Raw genomic sequence first — 19,698 nt, 5'->3', positions numbered from 1 at the left:
CGCTCAGATGTTGAGGCTGCGCTTGGCGACGCCGAGCGCGGCCTCCTTGAGCGCCTCGGGCAGCGTCGGATGCGCGTGACAGGTGCGCGCGATGTCCTCGCTGCTCGCCCCGAACTCCATCGCGAGCGCGGCCTCGGCGATCAGGTCCGACGCGCGCGGGCCGAGGATGTGAACGCCCAGCACACGATCGCTGGTCGCGTCGGCGATGACCTTGACGCTGCCCTCGGTGGCGTCGAGGCAGCGGGCGCGCGCGTTGGCCTGGAACGGGAAGGTGCCGGTGCGGACGGCCAGGCCCTTCTCCTTGCAGGCCTCTTCCGAGAGGCCGACGCTCGCCAGCTCCGGCGCCGTGTAGACGACGTTCGGGATCACGTCGTAGTTCACGTGCACCGGATGGCCGGCCATGCCCTCGACCGCGGCGATGGCCTCCTCCTCGGCCTTGTGCGCCAGCATCGGCCCGGCGATGACGTCGCCGACGGCATACACGCCCGGCACGCTGGTCTCGAAGCGGTCGTTCACGGTGATGCGACCCTTGGCGTCGAAGGCGACGCCCAGCTCGCGCGCGCCCGAGCCGCCCGCGAACGGCCGGCGCCCGACGGCGACGAGCGCGACGTCGGCCTCGAGCGTCTCGGCCGCGCCCTTCGCTTCGACCGTGAGGCGCAGGCCGTCGGCGGTGCGCTCGGCGCCGGTCGCCGTCGTCTCCATGCGAAAGACGATGCCCTGCTTCTCGAGCGCGCGCTTGAGCGCCCGGCCGATCGTGCCGTCGGCCCACGGCACGATGACGGGCAGGAACTCGACGACGGTCACCTCGGCCCCGAGCCGGCGCCACACCGAGCCCAGCTCGAGCCCGACGGCGCCCGCGCCGACGACCACCAGCCGCTGCGGCACGCGCGCCAGCGCCAGCGCCTCGGTCGACGACAGGACGCGCTCGCCGTCGAACGGCAGCGCCGGCAACGGCGTCGGCTCGCTGCCCGTGCACAGCAGCACCCGTTTCGCCAGGGCCACCTGCTCGCCGACGGCGACGCGGTCCGGCGCCACCAGCTTTCCGGTGCCGGTGAGGCGCGTGATCGCGTGCTTCTTGAAGAGCCCGGCGATACCGCTCGTGAGGCCGCCGACGATCTTCTCCTTGCGCGCCATCATGGCGCCGAGGTCGAGCCCGACGTCGCCGACCCGGACGCCGTGCACGCCGATGCCCTGGCGCACGTAGTGATAGTGCTCGCTCGAGTCGAGCAGGGCTTTCGACGGGATGCAGCCGACGTTGAGGCACGTGCCGCCGAGCGGCCCGTCCTTCTCGACGCAGGCCACCGTCATGCCGAGCTGCGCCGCACGGATGGCGCCGGTGTAGCCTGCCGGGCCGCCACCGACGACGACGAGGTCGTACGCGTCGGCCACGGTCAGACCTCGAGCAGGAGCCGCGTCGGATCCTCGAGCCGCTCCTTGACGCGCACGAGGAAGGTGACCGCCTGCTCGCCGTCGACGATGCGGTGATCGTAGGAGAGCGCCACGTACATCATCGGGCGAACGACGATCTCGTCGCCGACCACCACCGGGCGCTTCTCGATCTTGTGCATGCCGAGGATGCCGCTCTGGGGCGGGTTCAGGATCGGCGTCGAGAGCAGCGAGCCGTAGACGCCGCCGTTCGAGATCGTGAAGGTGCCGCCGGTGAGGTCGTCGACGCTGAGCTTGCCGTCGCGGGCGAGGCCGGCGAGGCGGTCGATCTCGCGCTCGAGCTCGGCGAACGACAGGCGCTCGGCGTGCTTCACGACCGGCACCACGAGGCCGCGCGGCGTGCCGACGGCGATGCCGAGGTGGACGAAGTGCTTGAAGACGATGTCGGTACCGTCGATCTCGGCGTTCACCGCCGGGATCTCCTGGAGCGCCGCGATGCAGGCGCGCCCGAAGAACGACATGAAGCCGAGGCCGATGCCATGGGTCTTCTGGAAGCGTTCCTTGTACTGCGCGCGCAGCGCCATGACCGCCGTCATGTCGATCTCGTTGAACGTGGTCAGGATCGCGGCGGTGTGCTGGGCCGCGACCAGCCGATCGGCGATGCGCCGGCGGATCGGCGGCATGGGCACGCGCTCCTCGCCGTCCTGCGGTGCGCGCGGCGCGTGACGCGCGGCGGCCGGCGGTGCCGGCACGGCACGCGGCGGCGGCACCTGCTCGTCGCGGCGCGCGGCGGCGTGACGGTCCAAGTACTCGAGCACGTCGCCCTTGGTGAGGCGGCCGCCCTTGCCGGAGGCCGGAATGTGCGCCGGGTCGAGGCCGTGCTCCTCGAGCAGGTTGCGCACGGCGGGGAGCGGTCCGACGAGACGGCCGGGGGCGCCGGCCGGGTCGTCGTCCGCCTCCGCCGCAGCGCGCGGCGCCGGCGCGGCGGCGGGCGGCAGGGCGCTCGTGGCCGGCTCGGGCGGCGCCGCAGGGGCGGCCGGCGCCGCGGGCGGCGCCGGCGTCGCGGCCCGCGCCGGCCGACGCGCCGGCGCGCGGCGCGGCGCCGTCCTCGATGCGGGCGACCAGCTCGCCGACCGCCACCGTCTCGCCCGCGGGCTTCAGCACGCGCAGCACGCCGATGCCGCCCGCCGGGATCTCCGTCGTCGCCTTGTCGGTCTCGATCTCGAGCACGACGTCGTCGGTCGAAACCGACTGCCCGTCCTCCCGCACCCAGCGCACGATGACGCCTTCCGTCACCGATTCGCCGAGGCTCGGGATGCGCAATTCCACCATCCGCCCTCCTCCGCCGCCGCCGGCGCCGCTCACAGGCGCGCGAAGGCGCGGTTCACCAGGTCGGCCTCTTCGGCCTGATGCATCTTGTAGGAGCCCGTCGCCGGGCTCGCCGCTTCCTCACGGCTGATGTACGAGAGCCGCCGCTCCCCGATCATCGGCGGCAGGCGGTGCGACATGAAGTTCCACGCGCCCATGTTGTGCGGCTCTTCCTGCACCCAGTACACCTGGTCGGCGTTCGGATAGGTCTCGAGGATGGCGCGCAGCTCGGCCTGCGGGAGCGGATAGAGCTGCTCGACGCGCACCAGCGCCGCGGTCGCCAGCTCGCGCTCCCGCCGCCCTGCGAGCAGTGCGTAGTATATCTTGCCGCTGCACAGGATGAGGCGACGCACCGCGGCCGGGTCGACCGCGACGCCCGTCTCCACCGCGCCCCCGCGTGCGGGGTCGTCGAGCACGGGCTCGAAGGTGCCGTCGGTGAAGTCGCGCAGGCGCGACACCGCCAGCTTGTGGCGGAGCAGGCTCTTCGGGCTCATCACCACGAGCGGCTTGCGGAACTTGCGGTGGATCTGGCGGCGCAGCGCATGGAACAGCTGCGCCGGCGTCGTCAGATTGCAGACCTGCATGTTGTTCTCGGCGCAGAGCTGGAGATAGCGCTCGAGGCGCGCGCTCGAGTGCTCGGGGCCCTGGCCCTCGTAGCCGTGCGGCAGCAGCATCACGAGGCCGCTCATGCGCTGCCACTTCGACTCGGAGCTCGAGATGAACTGGTCGATGACGACCTGCGCACCGTTGGCGAAGTCGCCGAACTGGGCCTCCCAGACGACCAGCTTGGTCGGATCGGCGCAGCTGAAGCCGAACTCGAAGCCCAGGCACGCCGCCTCCGACAGCATGCTGTCGATGATCATGACGTTGGCCTGGCCGGGACGGATGCTCGCGAGCGGCACGTAGGTCGCGTCGTTCTCGACGTCGTGCAGGACGGCGTGGCGGTGGCTGAACGTACCGCGGCCCGTGTCCTGGCCCGAGAGGCGCACGGCGGTGCCCTCGAGGAGCAGCGAGCCGTAGGCGAGCGTCTCGCCGCAGCCCCAGTCGATGAGGCCTTCGTCGGACACCATGGCCGCCCGCTGCTCCATCAGCCGCATGACCTTGGGGTTCGGATGGAAGCCCTCCGGGACGCGCGTGAGCGCCTGTGCGATCAGGGCGAGCGTCTCGCGCGGCACCCGGGTGTCGGCGCTCCAGTCGTCGCCGGCCCAGCCGAGGCCGCGCCACAGGCCGCCGAACACGAAGACCTGCTGGCGCGGCATGAAGTCGCGCGCGTAGCCCTGCGCGTCGCTCAGCAGCTCGCGGAACTCGGTGGCGCGGCGGTCCGCCTCCTCCGCAGGCACGACGCCGGACGCCGCGAGCGCGCCCCGGTAGAGCGTCAGCGTCGTCGGGTGCGCCGCGATCTGCTTGTACATCACCGGCTGCGTGAACGTCGGATCGTCGAGCTCGTTGTGGCCGTGCCGGCGATAGCAGACGAGGTTGATGAAGACGTCCTTCTTGAAGGTCTGCCGGAAGTCGATGGCGAGGCGGATCGCCTGGATGGCCGCCTCGGGGTCGTCGCCGTTCACGTGGAACACCGGACCCTGGATGATCTTCGCGACGTCGCTCGGGTGCGGCGTGAAGCGGAACGCCTGCGGCGGGGTCGTGAAACCGATCTGGTTGTTGACGATGATGTGGACCGTGCCGCCGGTCCGATAGGCCTCGAGCTCGGACAGCCAGAGGGTCTCGGCGACGACGCCCTGCCCGGTGAACGCGGCGTCGCCGTGGATCAGGACCGGGACCACGCGGCTGCGCGCGATGTCGCGCAGGTGGTTCTGCTTCGCGCGCACCATGCCCTCGATGACCGGGTTGACCGCTTCGAGGTGGCTCGGGTTCGGGCTGAGCGACAGGTGCACCTTGTGCCCGGCGCGCGTGGTGTGATCGCGCGAGTAGCCCTGGTGGTACTTGACGTCGCCGTCGCCGGTGACCTCGCGCGAGAGCATGCTGCCCTCGAACTCGGCGAGCACCATCTCGTAGGGCTTGCGCAGGATGTTGACGAGGACGTTCAGGCGTCCGCGGTGCGCCATGCCCAGCACCATCTCCTCGACCCCGAGCGCGCCGCCGTCCTCGATGAGGAAGTCGAGCATCGGGATGAGCGCGTCGGCGCCCTCGAGCGAGAAGCGCTTCGCGGTGGGGTAGCGGACGTGCAGGAACTGCTCGAACCCCTCGGCGTAGACGAGCATGTCGAGGACGCGCTGGCGGTCGTCGGTGGTGAGCGACGGGTAGTTGAGCGACGGCTCCATGCGCTCCTGGAGCCAGACGCGTTCCTCGCGCACGGGGATGTGGAGGTACTCGACGCCGAGCGTGCGGCAGTACGTCGTCTGGAGGCGAGCGATGAGCTCGCGCAGCGGCATCGGGCCGGCGCCGCGGAAGCTCGCCGGCTGCACGACGCGGTCGAGGTCGGCATCGCGGAACCCGAACTCGCTCGGGGCGAGCAGGGGATGCAGCTCGGGCTTGGACGCGAGCGGATTCAGGTGCGCGGAGAGGAAGCCCAGCTCGCGGTAGGAGTGCACCAGATCGAAGACGCCGATGACCGGCGCCGGGGTGACCTGGGCGGCGGGCGCCGGCGCGGCCGCGGCGGCCGGCGTCGGACCTGCCGCGGCGTCGGCCGCCGCCGCACCGTTGCCCGCATGCGCGAGGTCGCCGTTGCCGCTCTCTCCGGCCAGCTCGTAGCCGGCGAAGAACAGCGCCCAGCTGGCGTCCACCGAGGACGGCTCCGCCTTCCACCGCCGATACTGTTCCGCCACGAAGTCCTTGTTGGCGAGCGCCACGCCCTCCAGCGCGTTCATCCCAATCCTTCTAGCCGTCGCCGGGAGGGTTGGCCACCCGGGACGCGAGCCTCATGCGTCGCCCTGGCGCACGCGGCGACGATGATGGATGCCGGCGTTGCGCAGGCAGTCGTCGAGCGCCTCCTCGGCCGTGTCGCCCTCGCCGACCGGCCGAAAGGCGCCGGGCGACGCACGATCGGTGGCGACGGCGAAGAACGGCCGCGCCGACGCGCCTTTCAGCGGACGCAGCACCTTCACCTCGTAGCAGACCTGCTCCGCGCCCTCGAAGTCGAAGGCGACCTGGCACTCGGCGACGACGGCGGCCGCCTCCACCATGTGCTGCGTGAAGCGGACGCGCGACCAGTCGAGGGGCGGCATCGGCGACGATCATGCCGACCGGGCGCCGGCGGGGAAAGGCGCGCCGCCCCGCGCCCTTGCCCCCGCGGCGCCGTGCGGAGTAGCTGCGGCGCATGCCGTTCACCCTCCTCGACGACGGTCGCCCGCTCGCCGTCGACGCCACCGCCACGGCCGACGGCCGCGTCCTCCTCGCGCCCGCGGCGCTCGCCGCGCTCGGCTGGACGCTGCGCCCCGAGGGCCTCTGCCGCGACGCGACCTGCGTGCCGGTGCGCGATCGGGACGGCCTCGCGACCGCGGCGGGCGTCGACCTCGGCGAGCTGGCGCGGCTGCTCGGACGTCCGCTCGCCGTCGACGTCGCCACCGCGACCGCCGCGCTCGGCGCCTCGGCCGCCGAGCGCGGCGCCCGGCTGCGCTCGCTCGAGGCCCCCGACGTGACGCTGCCGGCGCTCGACGGCACGCCGCACGCGCTCGCGGACTGGCGCGGGCGAAAGGTCCTGCTGCTCGCGTTCTCCTCGTGGTGCGGCTGCCGCCACGACCTGCCCGCCTGGCAGGCGATCCACGCCGAGCTGGCGCCGGCAGGCTTCACGCTCGTCGCCGTCGCGCTCGACCGCGCCGCCGAGGACGTCCGGCCCTGGGTCGACGCCGCCGCGCCGACGTTCCCCGTGCTGCTCGACGCCGAGCACCGGCTCGCCGACCTCTACCGCATCACCAACGTCCCGACCGGGGTGTGGATCGACGAGGCCGGCCGCATCGTGCGCCCGAACGACGCCGCCTTCTCGACCGACACGTTCGTGGCGATGACCGGCGCCCCGGCCGCTCCCCACCTCGCCGCGCTGCGCGCCTGGGTGCGGGACGGCGTGCGGCCGTTCGACGACGCCGGCGTGCGCGCGCGGCAGATGCTCCCCACGCCCGCGGAGCAGCAGGCACGCACGCAGGCGGCGCTGGCGCGCCATCTCCTCGCGCGCGGCGAGCCCGACGCCGCCGAGCGCCAGTTCCAGGCCGCCGAGGCGCTGGCGCCGCACGACTGGACGATCCGCCGCGGCAGCATGTGGTCGCGCGGCAAGGACCCGTTCGGGGCCGACCTCATCCCCCTCATGGAGGAATGGACCGCGGCCGGGCGGCCCTACTACCCGGCCATGCGCGACCCGGCGTCGCGCGAGTAACGCTGCAACACGGCGTTGCGCCGGGCGCAACGCCGAGAAGACGATCAGGCCGCCGCCGTCGCGCCGGGCATCCCCGCGGGCTTCGGCAGCAGCTCCTTGTCGATGATCCCGCGCTTCACGAGGTCCTGCAGCGCCATGTCGAGCGTCTGCATGCCGAGGCGCGTGCCGGTCTGCATCATCGACGGGATCTGATGCAGCTTGGCCTCGCGGATCAGGTTGCGCACCGCCGGCGTCCCGATCAGCACCTCGCACGCGGCGACGCGGCCGCCGCCCTTCTTCTTGAGCAGCGTCTGCGAGATCACGGCCTCGAGCGACTCGGAGAGCATGGTGCGGATCTGCGACTGCTGGCCGGCGGGGAAGGCGTCGATGATGCGGTCGACCGTCTTCGGCGCGCTCGAGGTGTGCAGGGTGCCGAACACGAGGTGCCCGGTCTCGGCGGCGGTGATGGCGAGCGAGATGGTCTCGAGGTCGCGCAGCTCGCCGACGAGGATCACGTCGGGGTCCTCGCGCAGCGCGCTCTTCAGGGCGTTCGCGAACGAGTGCGTGTGCGGGCCGACCTCGCGCTGGTTGACCAGGCACTTCTTCGGTCGGTGCACGAACTCGATCGGGTCCTCGACCGTGAGGACATGGCCCTCCCACGTGTCGTTGATGTGATCGAGCATCGCCGCGAGCGTCGTCGACTTGCCCGAGCCCGTCGGCCCGGTGACCAGCACCAGACCGCGCTCCTTCGTGCACAGCTCCTTCAGCACCGGCGGCAGCTCCATCGACTCGAGCGCCGGGATCCTGGTCGGGATCGTGCGCAGCACCGCGCCCGGGCCGCGGTTGTGCTGGAAGACGTTGACGCGGTAGCGGCCGACGCCGTCCAGCTCGGTCGCGAAGTCGGCCTCGAGGTTCTCCTCGAAGTGCTTCTTCTGCGGCGGGCCCATGATCGAGGTGACGAGGGACAGCACCGTCTCGGCGTCGAGCGGGCCGGTTTCGGTCCGCACGAGGTCGCCGCAGACACGCAGCATCGGCGGCTCGCCGGAGCTCAGGTGGAGGTCCGAGGCGCCCTTGTCGGCGGCCTCCTGCAGCAGCGCTTGCATGGTCGGCATGCCGGCTGCGGGTTGCAAGCCGCGCGCCATTCCCCGGTCGGGCCGGTGCGCACGGAGCCGCCGCGCGCGGGACGATCCGCGCGGACGGCGGCGGCACGAGCGACGAGGACGTGCCGCCGCGTCCAGATCTGGTCGTCGACGCGGGACGGGCGGCCTGCCGCCCGCCCCGCGTGGCGCGCTATTCGGCGGTGAGCGTGAAGGTCCGGATGACCTCGCCGTTGTTGTCCTTGTAGGCGACCGCGGCCGTGGCGGTGTCGGCGACGATGCTCACGTAGTTGCGCCGATCGATGTCGTAGTACTGCACCGTCGGGAAGAGCGACGGGAGGCTGCCGACGAGCCCCAGCACCGCCGGCGGCAGCTCGCGGTAGATCGGATCCATGCCGATGGCGCCCGCGACGATCTCCGGGATCGCACCGCCCGCCGGGCCCGGGTTGGCGGCGCCGGTGTTGTAGATCGCGGCGTGGATGTCGGTGGAGAGGAAGACGACGTTCCGCACGTGGTCGTTCGTCATCGGGTTGCCGTCGGGATTGCGGATGAACTCCATGATCTCGGTGCGCTCCGCCGCATAGCCCTCCCAGCGGTCGTAGGGCACGAAGAGCAGGCTCGTCAGCAGCGGGCCGTTCATCACGAACTTCCACTTCGCGGTCGAGCTCTGGAGCCCCGCCTTCAGCCACGCCTTCTGCGCGGCGCCGAGGTAGGTGCGGCTCGGGCTGTTGATCTCGGTCGTGCACGGGCCCGCCGGCGGCAGCGTGGCCGGCTGGCCGCCCGACAGGCAGGCCGGCTGCGTGAGGTAGGCCTGTGGGTTGCGGTACTGGCGCGCGTCGATGACGAAGAACTCCGCAACGTCGCCCCACTTGAAGCTGCGGTAGAGCCGCATCGGGTCGACGCCGTCCTCGCGCACCGGCTGCCAGTCGCGGAACGCGTGGTTTCCGGCGATGATCTGCGGGCCGAAGGCGCCGAACGGCGAGCCGTAGTAGTCGTTCGTCACCTCGTGGTCGTCGGTCATGCTGACCGTGCCGGTGCTGGCCATGAGGTCGCGCAGCGCGCGGTCTTCGCGGTTCTCCCGGTACTTCGTCCAGTACTCCGGCAGCGTGGTCGCGATGCCCGTGCCGCTGCGCGGATCGTCGCCGTAGATCGTGTCGCCGATGTACAGCCATAGGTCCGGTGCATCGCGGGTGATCCCCTCGAGGACGCTGTACGGCATGAAGAAGGCGTTCGAGTCGCCGGTGAAGGCGAAGTGGAGCGGCGCCGTGGAGGACGGGGACGGGGCGGTGCGCACGCGGCCGGTGCGGCTCGTGTCGGCGCCCTGGGTGAAGCGGTAGAAGTAGGTCGTGGCGGCCGACAGCCCGCTCACGTCGGTCTTGACGACGTTGTCGCGTGCCGGGTTGGGAACCAGGCCCGGCTGGGTCTGCACGACGTTCGTGAAGCGCGCGTCGGTGGAGACCTCGAGGGTCACCGGCCCGGGTCCGTCGGCGCGCGTCCAGGCGATGAAGGCGCTCGGCGTGGCGTCGCCGGCGGCCACGCCGTACGAGAACGGCGCGGCGTCGGAGAGCGGATAGACCGCCGCCGCGCCCGTGTCGCCCTGCACCGCCGACGCCGCGGCGAGGCAGCGCGAGAGCCGCGCGACGGGCGGGATCGCGTTCGCGTTCGTGACCCCGACGCGCAGGAACGTGAGGAAGCTGAACGGGTGCACCGGCGCGCCGGCGCGCGTGTCGCCGCACTCGCCGCCGAACTCGATGGCGGCGTCGAGCACCTGCGCGTCGGTGCACTTGGTCTCGACGACGGCGATCAGCTTCTCGCGCGCCTTGTCGAGCTTCGCGAGGGTCTTCTCGTCGGGGCAGCGCGCGCCGCTGCCGGAGAACACCGCCTTCTTGGCGCAGGCGCGGCGCAGCTTCAGGCGCGCGTTGGCCGCCTTCTGGATCGCCTTCCCGATGGTCTTCTGGCAGGCGCGCACGCCGGCGTCGGCGAGCTGCCCGGCGTCGTCGTAACCGGTGTCGATGAGCTCGTCGGCACGCGGCCCGTGCACGGCGGCGACGACGCAGGTGACGACGTCGCCGACGGTGGCCGCGCCGTCGCAGGCGAGGCCGAGGTCGGCGTCGGCGATGGTCGCGCCCGGGCATTTGGCCGTGACCGACTTGGTCAGCTTGTCCTGGGCCTTGGCGAGCGACGTGACGACGCCCGCGTCGCTGGCGCAGTCGGCGGGCGTGCCGCTCGCGGCCCGACCGTCCCGGCACTTCCCGAGCGTCTTCGCGCGTGTACCGAAGTACTTGCCCGCGGCCGACGCGATGGCGTCCTGGCATTTCTGCGCCGGCGTCGGTGCCGCGACGGCCCCGTGGGCCACGACGGTGACGACGAACGCGACGATGATCCCCCTCGTACGCATGGAGCGTCCTCCTGGGCGGACGCTAGCGCAGCCGGAATCCGGCTGTCCATGAATTATTCAGCCAAGGAAGAGGCGGCCGGCGGGGTTCGCGGACTCGTCGGTGTAGGCGAACCCGAGCCGGTCGAGGCGCGCGCGCAGCTCGTCGCGCTCCGGCCCGGGGACCTCGAGGCCCACGAGGACGCGGCCGAAGGCCCCGCCCGCGTTGCGGTAGTGGAACAGCGAGATGTTCCACCGCTGGCCGAGGCTCTCGAGAAACTGGAGCAGTGCGCCGGGGCGCTCCGGGAAGTCGACGGCGAGCAGCACCTCGTCGCGGACCGCAGGCGTCCGCCCGCCCACCATGTGCCGGACGTGGGTCTTCGCGAGGTCGTTCTCGGACAGGTCGATGCAGGCGGTGCCGTCGTGCGCCAGGCGCGCGAGCAGCGCCTGCGCCTCGTCGCGCCCCGCCACCTCGACGCCGACGAACACGTGCGCCGCGTCGCGCGTGGCCAGCCGGTAGTTGAACTCGGTGACGCTGCGGTCGCCGATCCGGCGGCAGAAGGCGAGGAAAGCGCCCGGCCGCTCGGGGATGGTGGCCGCGAAGAGCGCCTCGCGATGCTCGCCGACCGCCGCCCGCTCGGCGACGTAGCCGAGGCGCGCGAAGCTCATGTTGGCGCCGGAGAGGACGGCCACGGCCGGTCCCGCGGCGAGGGCCCCGTCGGCCGCCAGCCGCTTCAGCCCGGCGACGCCGAGCGCGCCCGCGGGCTCCAGCACCGAGCGCGTGTCGGTGAAGACGTCGCGGATCGCGGCGCATATCTCGTCGACGGAGACGGTGACGATGCCGTCGAGATAGCGCCGGCAGAGCGCGAACGTGTGCTCGCCCGGCGTGCGCACGGCGACGCCGTCGGCGAAGATGCCGACGTGGTCCAGCGCGACGCGCGCGCCCGCCGCCAGCGAGCGCGCCATGGCGTCGGCGTCGTCGGGCTGCACGCCGACGACGCGCACGTCGGGCCGCAGCTCCTTCACGACCGCCGCGATGCCGGCGGCGAGCCCTCCGCCGCCGATCGGCATCAGCACCGTGGCGAGCGCGCGCGGCGCCTGCGAGAGCAGCTCGAGGCCGACGGTCGCCTGCCCGGCGATCACGTCGGGATGGTCGTACGGCGGCACGACGGTCATGCCGGTGTCGGCCGCGACCGCCGTGCAGTGGGCCGCGGCGTCGGCGTAGTCGTCGCCGACCAGATCGATGCTGGCGCCGAGCCGGCGCACGGCGTCGACCTTGATGGCCGGCGTGGTGCGCGGCATCACGATGTGCGCCCGCAGCCCGAGCTTGCGCGCCGCGAACGCCACCCCCTGCGCATGGTTGCCGGCCGACGACGCGATCACGCCCGCGGCCCGCTCCGCCTCGGACAGGTGCACGATGCGGTTGTAAGCGCCGCGGATCTTGAACGAGAATACGGGCGTCAGGTCCTCGCGCTTCAGCAGGACGACGCGGCCGAGGCGCCCGCCCAGGCGTGGGGCGGGATCGAGCGGCGTCGGCTCCGGCAGGACGTCGGTCACGTGCGCGTTGAAGGCGCGGCGGAGCATGGCGTCCATGCCGTCGGTTGTGCCCGGCTCGCACGGACCTTGCCAGCACCGCCCGGCTCCGCTTCCGCCGCGCCGGGAAGCATGCTAGCGGCGCGCCATGACGACCGACCTGTGGATGCTGGTGTGGACCGCGATGCTCTGCCTCACCCTGCCGGTCGTCTACGCGTCCGGCCGGCTCTCGTCGCCCGGCGGCCTCGCCTACGGGATGGGCAACCGCGAGGGCGAGCCGCCGCCGGAGCCCGCCTGGGTGAAGCGCGGCGTCCGCGCCCACGCGAACCTGGTCGAGAACCTCGCGGTGTTCGCGATCCTGGTCCTCGTCGCCCACCTCGCGGGCAGGGCCAACGCGACCACGGCGCTGGGCGCCACCCTCTTCTTCTGGGCCCGGGTGGCGCACGCCGCAGTCTACGTCCTCGGCCTCACCGGCATCCGCACGCTGGCGTTCTTCGCGGGGACGGTCGGCGAGCTCCTGATTCTGGCGCAGCTCTTCTAGCCGCGCGCCCGCTCCCAGCGTTCGAGCGGGCCCGCGGGCCCTGCCTCGCGGCCGACGCGAATCATGCCGAGCCGCGCCATCACGCGCAGCGAGGCCGTGTTCGGAACATCGGCGCGGGCCACCACGCGCGCGAGGCCGCGCGGTCCGAGGCCCCAGTCGAGAACCACCGCCGCAGCCTCAGTCGCAAGGCCCTGACCCCACGCCGCAGGCGCGAGGCCATAGAGCAGCTCGGCGTCCGGCCCACCGCCGTAGGGCAGCAGCGCGACGAAGCCCACGAGCGCGGCGTCGCCGAGCCGCTCGACGACCCACAGGCCGAGCCGGCACGCGGCGGCCGCCGCCGACCAGCCGGCGATCGCCGCAGCGGCGTGCGCGCGCGGAATCGCGACGTCGTCCCAGAGGAATCGGCGCACCGCGGGGTCGATCCACAGCGCATGCAGCGTATCGACGTCATTCGTCGTCGCCTGCCGCAGGCGCAGGCGCGCGCTCGTCAGCGTGGGCAGCATCATCGTGGGGACTGCACCACCGCGTAGACGCGCTCCTCGTCGACCGCCGGCGGCGGCGCGCTCGCAACCGGCGGCGGCGCGTCGCGCGGCTCGAGCGTCGCGGCCCATGGCCGGCCCGGCGCGACCGCCGCCTGCCAGCGGCCGTCGCGTTCGATCGGCACGGGCACGCCGGGCGCCCACGTCGTGCCGTGCGACCAGGGCACGACGCGCCAGCGTGCGCCGACGGCGGGGGCGACGCGGCCGTGGAGACGACCGTCCGGCTCGAGCGTCGCCGTCAGCGTCAACCGCAGCAGCTCCTGCGCGAAGCGGCGCGGCGTGCCGTCGGCGCGGAACAGCCCCGCGTGCGGGCCGACGGGCGTCGTGCGCCACGGCTGATCGTAGGCCTCGAACATCGCCGCCGGCACGCCGCGGCTCGACAGGCACAGGAAGTAGGCACGCTGGTACGACGGGTTGGCCACGCCGCCGCCGGCGGCCGCGAGGCCGCTCGCGCCGAGACGCAGGATCTGTCCCGCGGGCAGCGTCTGCTCGACGCGCCGGTAGTCCGCGATGGCGATGCCGCAGGCCGCCTGCGAGCCCTCGTCGGCGCTCGGGAACGCCAGCGGCGACGGCTCGTCGCCGAGCGCGCGCAGCACGGCGTCGGTCGCGAGGACGTCCGCCGCCTCGCGCACCACGACCGGACGCCCGGTCGCACGCAGGCGCGTCACCGCCGCACGCAGGGCGTCGCGGTCGTAGCGCGTGCCGAGACCGCCGCTGCCGACGGCGTAGCCGTCCGCGCAGCGGCGAGCGTGCGCCGCCGCCCGCACCTCGGCCGCGTCGCCCGGATCGGCGACGCCGAGGACGACGCTCGGCAGGCCATGACGCTTCAGGTGCCGGCACACCGGCGCCAGCACGCGGGGGCTCGCCCAGGTGGCGACGAGGTCGACGCCGAGGGCGCGGAGGTCGGCAGCGTCGGCGCGCAGCTCGCGCGCCCGCGGCCGCCACGCCGGGTCTCCCGGCGCGTAGCCGCGCGGCGTGTAGACGACGGCGCGTCCCGTCTCCGCCGCCGCGGGCAGGGTCGCGAGCGACACGACGACGGCCAGACCCGCCGCCGCGCTCCACCGGGGAGGACACCGTCGCCGCACGCGCACGCGACCGGCGTCCTAGGCGCTGGCCCCGCGTCCCGCAACCCCGACGCCGCAACGCCTCGCCGCCACGCCGACGCAAGGGCCCGCGAGACTTGCCTGAGCTGGCGGTGCGTGTAGCCAGGACCGCGCATGAAGTCGTTGGACGTCCGGGGAGCGCCGGACCCGAAGAAGCTGCGCGTATGCTGCGAGATGCGATGCGCGCTCCCGCTGGAGCCCCTGAACGCCGGCCGCGCGGCGGCCTGACAGGTCGCATGTCGCACCCGAAGCAGGAGTGCGTGTGGGATTACCCGTGCCCGCCGCGCATCGAATGCGTCCGCCGCCACGTGCAGGTGGTCTACAACGGCGAGGTCATCGCCGACTCGCAGCGCGCGCTCCGCGTGCTGACGATCAGCCACCCGCCCAACTACTACTTCCCGCGCGGCGACGTCCGCCTCGAGTGCCTGCGCCCGAGCGCCTACGCGAGCGCCTGCTCGTGGAAGGGCATCGCGCGCTACTTCGACGTCGTCGTCTGCGGTCGCCAGACGATGCAGGGCGCCTGGACCTTCCCGGCTCCCGAGCCCGGCTACGAGCTGCTCGCCGGCCACTATGCGTTCTTCCCGAGCCGCATGGACGCGTGCTTCGTCGACGGCCAGCGCGTCGTCGCACAGCCGGGCGACGCGCACGGCGGCTGGGTGACGCCGGACGTGCTCGGCCCCTTCGGGCCTGCCGGCCGGTGAGCCCGCCCGCGCTCAGCGCGGGCGGAAGATAGGCAGCGTCACCGCGTCGCTCGCGTCCTCGAAGTCGACGCGCACGGGCAGGCCGATGCGCAGGTCGGCCGGCGCCACGTCGCGCACCCAGGTGAGGAGCCGCGGCCCCTCGGCCAGCTCCACGACGACGGTCGCGTACGGCAGGTCGAGGAAGCCCGGGTGCATCGGCTTGTGGGTGACGGACCACGCGTAGACCGCGCCCTCCCCCGCCGAGCGCGCCCACTCCCACGCCTCGCTGCCGCACGCCGCGCACCACAGGCGCGGCACGTGCCGCCAGACGCCGCACGCGGTGCAACGCTGGAAGCGCAGCTCGCGCCGCTTCGTGAAGGCGTAGAACTCGGCCGTCAGCCCCTGGAGCTTCGGCAGCGGCCGCGCGAAGACGTCGCTCATGCGAGGCTCCGCAGCACCGCGAGGCCGCCGTCGCCGAAGTCGCCCCAGCCGGTGACGATGCCGACGCGCGCGCCGTCGACCTGCGCCGCGCCGGCCTGGCCGCGCAGCTGGCGCACCGCCTCCACGACGTGGTTCATGCCGCCGACGTGCGCCTGCGAGAGCAGCCCGCCGTGCGTGTTGATCGGGCAGCGGCCGCCGAGCGCGACGTTGCCGTCGGCGACGAAGCGCGGGCTCTCGCCGCGCGCGCAGAAGCCGGCCTCCTCGAGCTGGTGCAGCACCTCGAAGGTGAAGCAGTCGTACACCTGCGCGAAGTCGGCGTCCTCGGGGCCGAGGCCCGCCATCGCGTAGGCGCGCGGCGCCGCGTGCGTGAGACCGATGGTCAGGAGATCGGGCCGGTTCACGATGTCGTCGGCGGGCCACGGATGGCCCTCGGCGACGCCGCTGATCGCGACCGGCGGCTGGCGCAGCCGCTTCGCGCGCTCGGTGGTGGTGACGATCACCGCCGCCGCGCCGTCGGTCTCGAGGCAGCAGTCGAGCAGCTTGTAGGGCTCGCAGATCCACGGCGACGCGAGGTAGTCGTCCATCGTCATCGGCCGCCCGCGCATGACCGCGCGCGGATTCAGCTGCGCGTGCGCGCGGCAGGCGACGGCGACGGCGCCGAGCGCCTCGCGCGGCGTGCCGTAGGTCTGCATGTGCCGCTGCGCCATCAGCGTGTACCACTGCGCCGGCGACGCCGAGCCGTACGGAAGGTAGAAGTCGCGCACCGGGACGCCGATCGACGCCTCGAAGCGCGCCAGCTCGTCCTCCAGCGCGCTGAAGTCGCCGCGCACGCGGCGACCCGAGAAGCCGTTCCAGCCGAACGTCACGAGCACGTGCGACGCGATCCCGAACGCCACCGCCATGGCCGCGTTCTGGAGCCCGACGACCGGGCTCGCGCCGCCCATGTTCACCTGCACCGCCCAGCGCAGGTCGCGGACGCCGAAGTTGACCGCGAAGTCCTCCGCCGACGCGCCCCAGATCGGCGTCACCACGCCGTCGACGTCGCCCGGCGCGAGGCCCGCGTCGGCCAGCGCCGCGCGCGCCGCCTCGAGCATGAGGCCGAGCTCGCTCTTCCCCGACCCCGGCGCGCGACAGTAGGCGGTCTCGCCGATGCCGACGAGCGCGGCCTGGTCGCGGAGCGAGAGCACGCCGGGGCTCTACCAGCGGGCGCGCGCGAGCGGCAAGCACGCGGCCGCAATTTGACACCATGCGGCCGCCCGGCCAAACCGGTCCCCGCCCATGGCCGCCCCGTCGTCGCGCACCCTCTCCGAGCACGCCTCCGCCGCTCTCCTGGCCGCGTACGACGTGCCGGTGGCACGCGCCCAGCTGGTCGCCGACGCCGACGCGGCGGTGCACGCCGCCGCCGGGCTCGGCTTCCCCGTGGTCGTGAAGCTCTGCGGCGACGCCATCGCGCACAAGACCGAGCGCAACCTCGTGCGCCTCGGCTGCGGCGAGGCGGGCGCCGTCCGCGCCGCGGCGACGGAGCTCCTCGGCCAGGCGCGGCCCGACGACGGTCCCGTCGCCCTCCTCGTCGCCGAGCAGGTGCGCGGGCGGCGTGAGCTGATCGCCGGCCTCGTGCGCGATCCGCAGTTCGGCCCGTGCGTCGTGCTCGGGCTCGGCGGCATCTTCACCGAGGCCCTCGGCGACGTCGTCTTCGCCGCCGCGCCGCTGGCGCCGGCCGAGGCGCGGCGCATGATCGACGGGCTGCGCACGCGGCGCCTGCTCGGCGCGTTCCGCGGCGAGCCGGCCGTCGATCGCGACGCGCTGGCGGCGATCCTCGTCGGCCTCGGGCGCCTCGGGGTCGAGCGGCCCGAGGTCGAGAGCGTCGACGTGAACCCGCTCATCGTGCGCGACGGCACGCCGGTCGCCGTCGACGCGCTGGTCGTGCTGGGCGACGCCGCCGCGCCCGCCCCGATGCCCGCCGCGCGCGACGCCGCGACGCTGCGCGCGCGCTTCGCCCCGCTCTTCCATCCGCGCGGCGTCGTGGTCGCCGGCGTGTCGGGGCACCCGGGCAAGTTCGGCTTCGTCGCCTTCCACAACATCCTGCGCTTCGGCTACCGCGGCGCGCTCTTCGGCGTGAACCGCGAGGGCGCGACGGTGCTCGGGCACCAGACGCTGCGCGACGTCGCCGCGGTGCCGGACGGCGCCGCCGACCTCGTCTTCGTCTGTACGCCGACGGCCGCGAACCCGGGGCTGCTGCGCGCCTGCGCCGCGCGCGGCGTCCGGGCAGCGTTCGTCGCCAGCGGCGGCTACGGCGAGGCGGGCGACGAGGGCCGCGCGCTCGAGGCCGAGCTGGTCCGCACCGCCGACGCGTGCGGCATCCTGCTCGCGGGCCCGAACGGCCAGGGCCTCGTCTCGACGGCCGATCATCTCTGCGCGCAGATCGTCGCGCCCTATCCGCCGCCGGGCCGCATCTCGGTCGCGAGCCAGAGCGGCAATCTGGTCTCGGGCTTCCTCAACTACGCCGTCGCGAGCGGCATCGGCGTCTCGAAGGCGATCTCGTGCGGCAACTCGGCGCAGACGACGATCGCCGACTACCTCGAGTACTTCGCCGTCGATCCGGACACCGCGGTCGCGCTCGCCTACCTCGAAGGCATGGCCGACGGCCGCCCGTTCCTCGCCGCCGCGCGCCGCCTGGTCGCCGAGAAGCCGCTCGTCTTGGTGAAGGGCGGCGCCGCCGCCGAGGGGCAGAAGGCGGCCGCGAGCCACACCGGCTCGCTCGCCACCGACGACCGCGTCTTCGACGGCGTCTGCCGCCAGCTCGGCGTCCTGCGCGCGCCGACCGTCGAGCACGCCTTCGAGTGGGCGGCGACGTTCGCTACCCAGCCGCTGCCGCGCGGCCGCCGCGTCGTCGTCTTCACGACCGCGGGCGGCTGGGGCGTGCTCACCGCCGACGCGCTCGCCGCCGCCGGCCTCGCGCTGACGCCGCTGCCCGCCGATCTCAAGACCACGATCGACGGCATGGTGCCGGCGCGCTGGAGCCGGCAGAACCCGATCGACCTCGCGGGCGGCGAGACCCGCGACACCATCCCGCAGGTGCTCGATCTGGTCTGCGCACATCCCGACGTCGACGCCGTCGTCTTCCTCGGCCTCGGCATCCAGGCGAACCAGGCGCACGTCTTCCGCAGCGGCGCGTTCCATCCGGACCACGGCCTCGACCGCATCGTGGAGTTCCACGAGCGCCAGGACCGCCGCTACGCCGAAGCCGCGACGCAGGCGTCGGAGCGGCACGGAAAGCCGGTGCTGGTCGCGACCGAGCTGGTGCACACCGATCGGCATTACGGCAACGCCGGTCCGGTCGGCGTGCGCGAGAGCGGCCGCCTCTGCTACCCGAGCGGCCATCGCGCCGTCGCGGCGCTGCGCGCCCTGGTCGAGTATGCCGAGCTCCGATCCGCCCGATCCTGAGCTGGTCCGCACCGTCGGCCTGTGCGCGCTGTGCACCCACGCGCGCGTGCAGGAGACGGCCCGCGGCAGCCGCTTCTGGCGCTGCGGCCGCGCGGCCACCGACCCGCGCTTCGTGCGTTACCCGCGGCTCCCCGTCGGCGCCTGCCCGGGCTTCACGCCGCACGCGCCGCGCTGACGCGGATCAGGCGCTCTCGTCGAGGACGACGCGGGTCGAGCCGCGCAGGTCGGGATGCCGCAGCCGATCCTCGAGCTCGACGATGCGCCGCGCGCTCTGCTGGCGCTCGGCAAGCGCGGCCCGGCGCTTGTCGTCGAGATCGAGCGCCAGCGACCGCGCCCATGCCGACGCACGGCGCTCGCGCCCCAGCGCGGCGACGGTGACGGCGAGCGAGCCCGCCAGCAGGAGGCCGCCGACGACGAGCGCCCACAGCGCCACGCTCCAGCGCGTCTCGAGCGCCGCGAGCCGGGCCCGATCCGCCTCCACGAACGTCACCCCCTCGCGAGCGACGACGAGCGCCCGCTCGGCCGCCCGCAGGCGCTGCGCGAGCGTGCCCCGCTCCGCCTCCGCCGCGGCCGCACGCGCCTCGGCCGCGGTCGCCCGTGCCGTCGCCGGGTTCGGCACGCGGAACGGGAAACCGAGCGGGATGCGTCCCGCGTCCTTCACGCCGTTGTCGCCGAGGAAACGGCCGATCTGGTCGGGTGCGACGCCGAGCGCGGCGGCGATGGCGCTCGCCGTGTCGCCCGCCTGCGCGCGGTAGACGATGGTCGCACCGCCGTCCGCCAGCTCGACCGCCGGCGCCGCGAACGCGGCCGTCGCGCCCAGCCCGAGGGCCACGACGACGGCCAGAAGGCTCTTCGTGTGTGGCATGCGGAACCCGCGCTCCCGGTTCCC

The 19,698-nt window shown here is 73.8% G+C and carries 16 protein-coding genes and 1 pseudogene; 5 read left to right on the top strand and 12 right to left on the bottom strand.

From position 1 onward, the window contains the following. Positions 1–3: 3 nt before the first annotated feature. From lpdA to KIT14_21780, 4 genes and pseudogenes are all read right to left on the bottom strand, one after another. Positions 4–1,389, bottom strand: coding sequence for a dihydrolipoyl dehydrogenase (gene lpdA, locus KIT14_21795; GenBank protein MCW5893156.1), 1,386 nt, complete (start codon positions 1,387–1,389; stop codon positions 4–6). 2 nt (positions 1,390–1,391) lie between these two features. Then, a pseudogene (gene odhB, locus KIT14_21790) lies at positions 1,392–2,718 on the bottom strand (2-oxoglutarate dehydrogenase complex dihydrolipoyllysine-residue succinyltransferase). Between the two features lie 29 nt (positions 2,719–2,747). Next, positions 2,748–5,579, bottom strand: coding sequence for a 2-oxoglutarate dehydrogenase E1 component (locus tag KIT14_21785; GenBank protein MCW5893155.1), 2,832 nt, complete (start codon positions 5,577–5,579; stop codon positions 2,748–2,750). 51 nt (positions 5,580–5,630) lie between these two features. Beyond that, entirely contained in the window at positions 5,631–5,936 is a 306-nt protein-coding gene (locus KIT14_21780) for a hypothetical protein (protein MCW5893154.1), read from the bottom strand. Positions 5,937–6,028: 92 nt separating this feature from the next. Here KIT14_21780 and KIT14_21775 point away from each other — a divergent pair, with 92 nt between their 5' ends. Continuing rightward, complete coding sequence (locus tag KIT14_21775) at positions 6,029–7,078, top strand: redoxin domain-containing protein (protein MCW5893153.1); 1,050 nt, start codon at positions 6,029–6,031, stop codon at positions 7,076–7,078. Between the two features lie 44 nt (positions 7,079–7,122). Here KIT14_21775 and KIT14_21770 read toward each other — a convergent pair whose 3' ends face one another. From KIT14_21770 to ilvA, 3 genes are all read right to left on the bottom strand, one after another. Beyond that, positions 7,123–8,160 (bottom strand): type IV pilus twitching motility protein PilT, encoded by a 1,038-nt coding sequence (locus tag KIT14_21770; protein MCW5893152.1) that lies wholly within the window; start codon positions 8,158–8,160, stop codon positions 7,123–7,125. Between the two features lie 187 nt (positions 8,161–8,347). Then, complete coding sequence (locus KIT14_21765; protein MCW5893151.1) at positions 8,348–10,552, bottom strand: alkaline phosphatase D family protein; 2,205 nt, start codon at positions 10,550–10,552, stop codon at positions 8,348–8,350. A 57-nt stretch (positions 10,553–10,609) separates the two neighbouring features. Then, on the bottom strand, positions 10,610–12,121 hold the full coding sequence (gene ilvA / locus KIT14_21760; GenBank protein MCW5893150.1) for a threonine ammonia-lyase, biosynthetic: 1,512 nt from the start codon (positions 12,119–12,121) through the stop codon (positions 10,610–10,612). 88 nt (positions 12,122–12,209) lie between these two features. Here ilvA and KIT14_21755 point away from each other — a divergent pair, with 88 nt between their 5' ends. Next, positions 12,210–12,602 carry an MAPEG family protein gene (locus KIT14_21755; GenBank protein MCW5893149.1) on the top strand — a complete coding sequence of 131 codons (393 nt, stop codon included), beginning with the start codon at positions 12,210–12,212 and terminating at the stop codon, positions 12,600–12,602. Here the strand turns inward: KIT14_21755 and KIT14_21750 are convergent. Both KIT14_21750 and KIT14_21745 read right to left on the bottom strand, forming a co-directional pair. Beyond that, positions 12,599–13,108 (bottom strand): GNAT family N-acetyltransferase, encoded by a 510-nt coding sequence (locus tag KIT14_21750; protein ID MCW5893148.1) that lies wholly within the window; start codon positions 13,106–13,108, stop codon positions 12,599–12,601. The genes KIT14_21755 and KIT14_21750 overlap by 4 nt on opposite strands. Further along, the gene (locus tag KIT14_21745; protein MCW5893147.1) at positions 13,105–14,172 is read right to left on the bottom strand and encodes a hypothetical protein; all 1,068 of its coding nucleotides are present in this window, start codon (positions 14,170–14,172) and stop codon (positions 13,105–13,107) included. The genes KIT14_21750 and KIT14_21745 overlap by 4 nt, the downstream gene beginning before the upstream one ends. A gap of 308 nt (positions 14,173–14,480) precedes the next feature. Here KIT14_21745 and KIT14_21740 point away from each other — a divergent pair, with 308 nt between their 5' ends. Continuing rightward, positions 14,481–14,945: a DUF427 domain-containing protein gene (locus tag KIT14_21740; protein MCW5893146.1), complete on the top strand. Its 465-nt coding sequence runs from the start codon at positions 14,481–14,483 to the stop codon at positions 14,943–14,945. Positions 14,946–14,957: 12 nt separating this feature from the next. Here the strand turns inward: KIT14_21740 and KIT14_21735 are convergent, their stop codons facing one another. Then, entirely contained in the window at positions 14,958–15,365 is a 408-nt protein-coding gene (locus tag KIT14_21735; GenBank protein MCW5893145.1) for an OB-fold domain-containing protein, read from the bottom strand. Further along, entirely contained in the window at positions 15,362–16,552 is a 1,191-nt protein-coding gene (locus tag KIT14_21730) for a transporter (protein MCW5893144.1), read from the bottom strand. The genes KIT14_21735 and KIT14_21730 overlap by 4 nt, the downstream gene beginning before the upstream one ends. 91 nt (positions 16,553–16,643) lie before the next feature. Between KIT14_21730 and KIT14_21725 the strand changes: the two genes are divergently transcribed. Continuing rightward, on the top strand, positions 16,644–18,809 hold the full coding sequence (locus KIT14_21725; GenBank protein MCW5893143.1) for an acetate--CoA ligase family protein: 2,166 nt from the start codon (positions 16,644–16,646) through the stop codon (positions 18,807–18,809). Further along, positions 18,781–18,984: a hypothetical protein gene (locus tag KIT14_21720; protein MCW5893142.1), complete on the top strand. Its 204-nt coding sequence runs from the start codon at positions 18,781–18,783 to the stop codon at positions 18,982–18,984. Before KIT14_21725 ends, KIT14_21720 begins: the two co-directional genes overlap by 29 nt. 6 nt (positions 18,985–18,990) lie before the next feature. Here the strand turns inward: KIT14_21720 and KIT14_21715 are convergent, their stop codons facing one another. Continuing rightward, positions 18,991–19,674: a LysM peptidoglycan-binding domain-containing protein gene (locus KIT14_21715; GenBank protein ID MCW5893141.1), complete on the bottom strand. Its 684-nt coding sequence runs from the start codon at positions 19,672–19,674 to the stop codon at positions 18,991–18,993. Between the last annotated feature and the right edge of the window lie 24 nt (positions 19,675–19,698).

It is taken from the genome of bacterium (assembly GCA_026129405.1).
Taxonomy (GTDB): Bacteria; Desulfobacterota; Binatia; order DP-6; family DP-6; genus JAHCID01.
This window is presented reverse-complemented; position numbering and strand designations above follow the sequence as displayed.